Source organism: Curtobacterium sp. MCBA15_008 (assembly GCF_001865065.1).
Taxonomy (GTDB): Bacteria; Actinomycetota; Actinomycetes; order Actinomycetales; family Microbacteriaceae; genus Curtobacterium.
This window is the reverse complement of the sequence record NZ_MJGN01000037.1, coordinates 1-5030: the sequence shown is the minus strand read 5'-3', so window position 1 is coordinate 5030 and position 5030 is coordinate 1. Positions and strand designations below refer to the sequence as shown.

2 protein-coding genes are annotated in these 5030 nt (G+C 71.9%); both read left to right on the top strand.

Features of this window, described 5'->3' with window-relative positions; translation table 11 throughout:
• Positions 1 to 231: 231 nt before the first annotated feature.
• Complete coding sequence (locus tag BIU96_RS14445) at positions 232 to 2232, top strand: alpha-1,4-glucan--maltose-1-phosphate maltosyltransferase (RefSeq protein ID WP_254786167.1); 2001 nt, start codon at positions 232 to 234, stop codon at positions 2230 to 2232.
• The gene (glgB, locus tag BIU96_RS14440; protein ID WP_254786166.1) at positions 2229 to 4946 is read left to right on the top strand and encodes a 1,4-alpha-glucan branching protein GlgB; all 2718 of its coding nucleotides are present in this window, start codon (positions 2229 to 2231) and stop codon (positions 4944 to 4946) included. The genes BIU96_RS14445 and glgB overlap by 4 nt, the downstream gene beginning before the upstream one ends.
• Positions 4947 to 5030: the final 84 nt, after the last annotated feature.

The window sequence follows — 5030 nt, the reverse complement described above, 5'->3', positions numbered from 1 at the left end:
CCAGTCGAGCCCGTCGCGCCTGTCGTGCGCGTCGCGCCCGTCGTGCCCGTCGCGCCCGTCGTGCCCGTCGCGCCCGTCGCGCCCGTCGCGGCCGACCACCGGGCCGGGAGGCGGTGGCGGCGTCCCCACGCGCCTCCAGGCCGTCCCTCCACAGCTCCACGGCGCGCCCGGCCCTCCACAGAGGGCGGATTCCGGGGAACGTGGAGGCGCTCGCCGGGTAGCGTCGGCTCCGTGGCCACCGCAGACCGACCCCGCCGTCCGAAGATCGGGCGCATCCCGATCACCGAGCTCGCCCCCACGACCCCGAACGGATTCCCCGGCAAGGCGTACGACGGCGAGGTGATCACGTTCGGTGCGACCGTCTTCCGCGAGGGGCACGGCATCATCGGCGCCGACCTCGTGATCGAACGCCCCGACGGCGGCACGCGCACCGTGCCGATGGTGCTGGTCGCCGCGGGTACCGACCGGTACGAGGCGACCGTCCAGGTCGACCACGTCGGCGTCTGGTCGTGGCACGTCGAGTCGTACTCCGACGACTGGGCGACGTGGCTGCACGCCGCGCGCCTGAAGATCGCGGCCGGCGTCGACACCGAGGCGACCTTGCTCGACGGCGCACTGCTGCTCGACCGCCTCGCCGACGAGACGGGCTCTCCCGCGGCCAGCCGCGCTGCCGAACGCGTGCGCGACACCGACCTCGACCCGGCCGAGCGTCTCGCCGCGGTCGACGACCCCCGGATCACCGGCGAGGTCGAGGACGCCCCGCTCACCTCCCTCCGGACGCACTCCCCCACGCAGCTGCTCGACGTCGAGCGCACCCGTGCCGGAGTGGGCGCCTGGTACGAGTTCTTCCCCCGGAGCGAGGGCGCCAAGAAGAACGCCGACGGCTCGTGGAAGAGCGGCGACTTCCGCACTGCGGCCCGCCGGCTGCCCGGCGTGGCCCGGATGGGCTTCGACGTCGTCTACCTGCCGCCGATCCACCCGATCGGCACGACCGCGCGCAAGGGGCCGAACAACACGCTCACGCCCGGCCCGCACGACCCGGGCAGCCCGTGGGCGATCGGTGGCCCCGAGGGCGGGCACGACGCGATCCACCCCGACCTCGGCACCGAGGACGACTTCCGCGACTTCGTCGAAACCGCGAAGAACACCGGCATGGAGGTCGCGCTCGACTTCGCGCTGCAGTGCTCCCCCGACCACCCCTGGGTCACCGCGCACCCGGAGTGGTTCACGGTACGGGCCGACGGCTCCATCGCGACCGCCGAGAACCCGCCGAAGCGCTACCAGGACATCTACCCGATCCAGTTCGACACCGACCCCGAGGGCATCGTCGCCGAGGTCCTCCGGGTGCTCCGGCACTGGATCGCGTTCGGCATCCGCATCTTCCGCGTCGACAACCCGCACACGAAGCCGCTCTGGTTCTGGGAGCGCGTCATCCGCGAGGTCCGCGACGAGCACCCGGACACCGTGTTCCTCGCCGAGGCGTTCACCCGCCCGGCGATGATGCGGGCCCTGGCCGAGGTCGGCTTCCAGCAGTCGTACTCGTACTTCACGTGGCGGAACACGAAGGACGAGATCGCCGACTACTTCGACGAGCTGTCCCACGAGACGAGCGCGTACCTGCGTCCGAACCTGTTCGTGAACACCCCGGACATCCTCACGGAGTACCTGCAGTTCGGCGGTCGTGCCGGCTACAAGATCCGTGCGGCCCTCGCGGCGACGGGTGCTCCGACGTGGGGCATGTACGCCGGGTACGAGCTCTTCGAGGACGTCGCCCGTCCGGGTTCGGAAGAGAACATCGACAACGAGAAGTACGAGTACAAGCCGCGCGACTTCGCCCTGGCCGAGGCCGAGGGTGCGAGCCTGGCGCCGTACGTCACGATGCTCAACCGGTTCCGGCAGGCGCACCCCGCACTCCGGCAGCTGCGGAACCTGCACGTGCACGACGCCGAGGACCCGGCGATCGTCGTCTACTCGAAGCACCTGCCCGGCCGGTTCATCCGCTCGGGCCGCGACGACACCGTGATCGTCGTCGCCAACGTCGACCCCCACTCGGCCCGTGAGACCACGGTCCACCTCGACCTCGCCGCGCTCGGGCTCGACCCCGAGCAGCAGTTCGACGTCCGCGACGTCGTGACCGGGCAGCGCTGGGTCTGGGGCTCGTCGAACTACGTCCGCCTGGACGCGTTCCAGGAACCCGTGCACCTGCTCGTCGTGGAGGGACCCCGCCGATGACCGACACCCACCGCGAGGACGACGCACCGAAGGCAGCGCCGACGAACCGGGGCCAGGGCCCCAGCGTGCCGCCGGTCCCGCCGCCCCCGCCGCCCGTGCTCCCGCGCCGGATGCCGTCGGACACGCCCCGTCCCACCCACCCGGCACAGCACGTCGCACCGGAGGGCTCCGCGCCGCAGGTCCCCGCACCGAAGGCCACCACCCCGCGGTACGAACCGCTCGTGTCCGGCCCCGGAGAAGACCTGCCCGGCGCTCCCCCGGCACAGCGCGAGTCCCCCGACCGTGACGTCCCCGAGTCCGCGACGCTCGCCGGGCACGCCTCCGACGCCGAGCACCCGCGGCACATCGCGGTCGAAGCCGTGCCCGTGCCTGCGGGTGACCGGACCGTGGCCGCGCAGACCGAGCCGGTCGCGTCCACCGTGCCTGCCGAGACCGGCCCGGGCGACGGAGCCGACGCGCCCACCAGCGAAGGCGGGAACCCGCTCGCCGCGACCGACTCCACGGGGTCGTCCGCAGCCCCAGCCCCAGCCCCAGCACCCGGCCCGCGCCCCGCTCCGGTCGAGGAGTGGCTCCGCCAGCAGATCGCCGAAGCGCGCTGGTCGCAGCCGCACGACGTCCTCGGCCCGCACCCCGTCGACGGCGGCACGAGTGTCCGGGTCGTCCGGCACCTCGCCACCGCGGTCCGCATCGTCCGACCCGACGGCGACGACATCGAGCTGACGCACGAGGGCGACGGGCTCTGGGCCGGCGCCACCGCCGACACACTCGGCCGGTACCGGGTCGAAGCCGACTACGACGAGGACCCGTCGACGGACACCGACGACATCACCTGGACGACCGACGACGCCTACCGCTTCCCGCCGACCATCGGGGAGCTCGACCTGCACCTCTTCGGCGAGGGCCGCGACGAGCAGCTCTGGCACCACCTGGGCGCGCACGCGAAGACCGTCGACGGCGTCGACGGGGTGGCGTTCACCGTTTGGGCACCCCGCGCCACCGCCGTCCGCGTGATCGGTGACTTCGAGGGCTGGGAAGGCCGCACCACCGCGATGCGCCGCCTCACCGACCTCGGCGTGTGGGAGCTGTTCTGGCCCGGCGCGATGGTCGGTCAGCGGTACAAGTTCCAGATCCTCACGGACGCCGGCTGGGTGGAGCGTGCGGACCCGTTCGCCCGCCGAGCAGAGGTCCCGCCGCTCACCGCCTCCGTCGTCACCCGATCCGACTACACGTGGTCCGAGGGCGACGCGCAGTGGATGGAGCACCGGGCGAAGACGACCACGCACGACCGCCCGATGAGCGTCTACGAGGTGCACCTCGGCTCGTGGCGCCCCGGGTTGTCCTACCGCGAGGCCGCCGACCAGCTGATCGGGCACGTGCAGTACCTCGGGTTCACCCACGTCGAGTTCCTGCCGCTCGCCGAGCACCCCTTCGGAGGCTCGTGGGGCTACCAGGTCACCGGGTACTACGCGCCGACCTCCCGCTTCGGCACCCCGGACGACCTGCGCTACCTCATCGACCGGCTGCACTCTGCCGGCATCGGCGTGATCATGGACTGGGTCCCCGGGCACTTCCCGAAGGACGAGTGGGCACTCGGCAAGTTCGACGGCCACGCGCTGTTCGAGCACCCGGACCCCCGCCGCGGCGAGCAGCTCGACTGGGGCACCTACGTGTTCGACTTCGGGCAGCCGCAGGTCCGCAACTTCCTCGTCGCGAACGCCCTGTACTGGTTCGAGGAGTTCCACATCGACGGGCTCCGCGTCGATGCCGTCGCGTCGATGCTGTACCTCGACTACTCCCGGACCGAGTGGCTGCCGAACATCCACGGCGGCCGCGAGAACCTCGAGGCGATCTCGTTCCTGCAGGAGACCAACGCCACCGCCTACAAGCGCTACCCCGGCATCGTGATGATCGCCGAGGAGAGCACCTCGTGGCCCGGCGTCACACAGCCGACGAGTGCCGGCGGCCTCGGCTTCGGCCAGAAGTGGAACATGGGCTGGATGCACGACTCGCTGCAGTACATCGAGCGCGAGCCGCTGTACCGCAGCTACCACCACGACGAGGTCACCTTCTCGTTCGTCTACGCGTTCAGCGAGCAGTTCACCCTGCCGATCAGCCACGACGAGGTCGTGCACGGCAAGGGCTCGCTCTACGGCAAGATGCCCGGCGACGAGTGGCAGAAGCGTGCGAACGTCCGCGCCTACCTGGCCTTCATGTGGGCGCACCCCGGCAAGCAGCTGCTCTTCATGGGGCAGGAGTTCGCCCAGCCCTCCGAGTGGTCCGAAGCCCGCGGGCTCGACTGGTGGCTCCTCGACGACCCGGGACACCGTGGCGTGCAGGACCTCGTCGCCTCGCTCAACCGGGTCTACCGTGAGACCCCGGCGCTCTGGACGCACGACTCCACCGCCGACGGCTTCGAGTGGATCGAGGGCGGTGACGCGCCGCACTCGACGCTCGGGTTCCTCCGGAAGGACGGGGACGACCGCCTCGCGGTGTTCGTGAACTTCTCCGGCGTTCCGGTCGAGCGGCGCTTCGGGCTCCCCGCGGCCGGGGCATGGCACGAGGTCCTCAACACCGATGCGGCCGAGTACGGCGGATCCGGTGTCGGCAACCTCGGTGTCGTCACGGCGGACGAGACCCCGTGGGCGGGCCGTCCGGCCTCGGCGCACGTGGTGGTGCCCCCGCTCGGGGCGGTCTGGCTCAAGCTGGCCCGCTAGGCCGGGCCCGCTCCCGCACACGCACAGACAGACGGACGGGAGGCGCGGTGCCAGCTGGCACCGCGCCTCCCGTCCGTCGTCTGC

Coding starts and splice junctions, on each gene's coding strand:
- glgB (WP_254786166.1), top strand. CDS start 2,229: ATGACCGACACCCACCGCGAGGACGACGCACCGAAGGCAGCGCCGACG.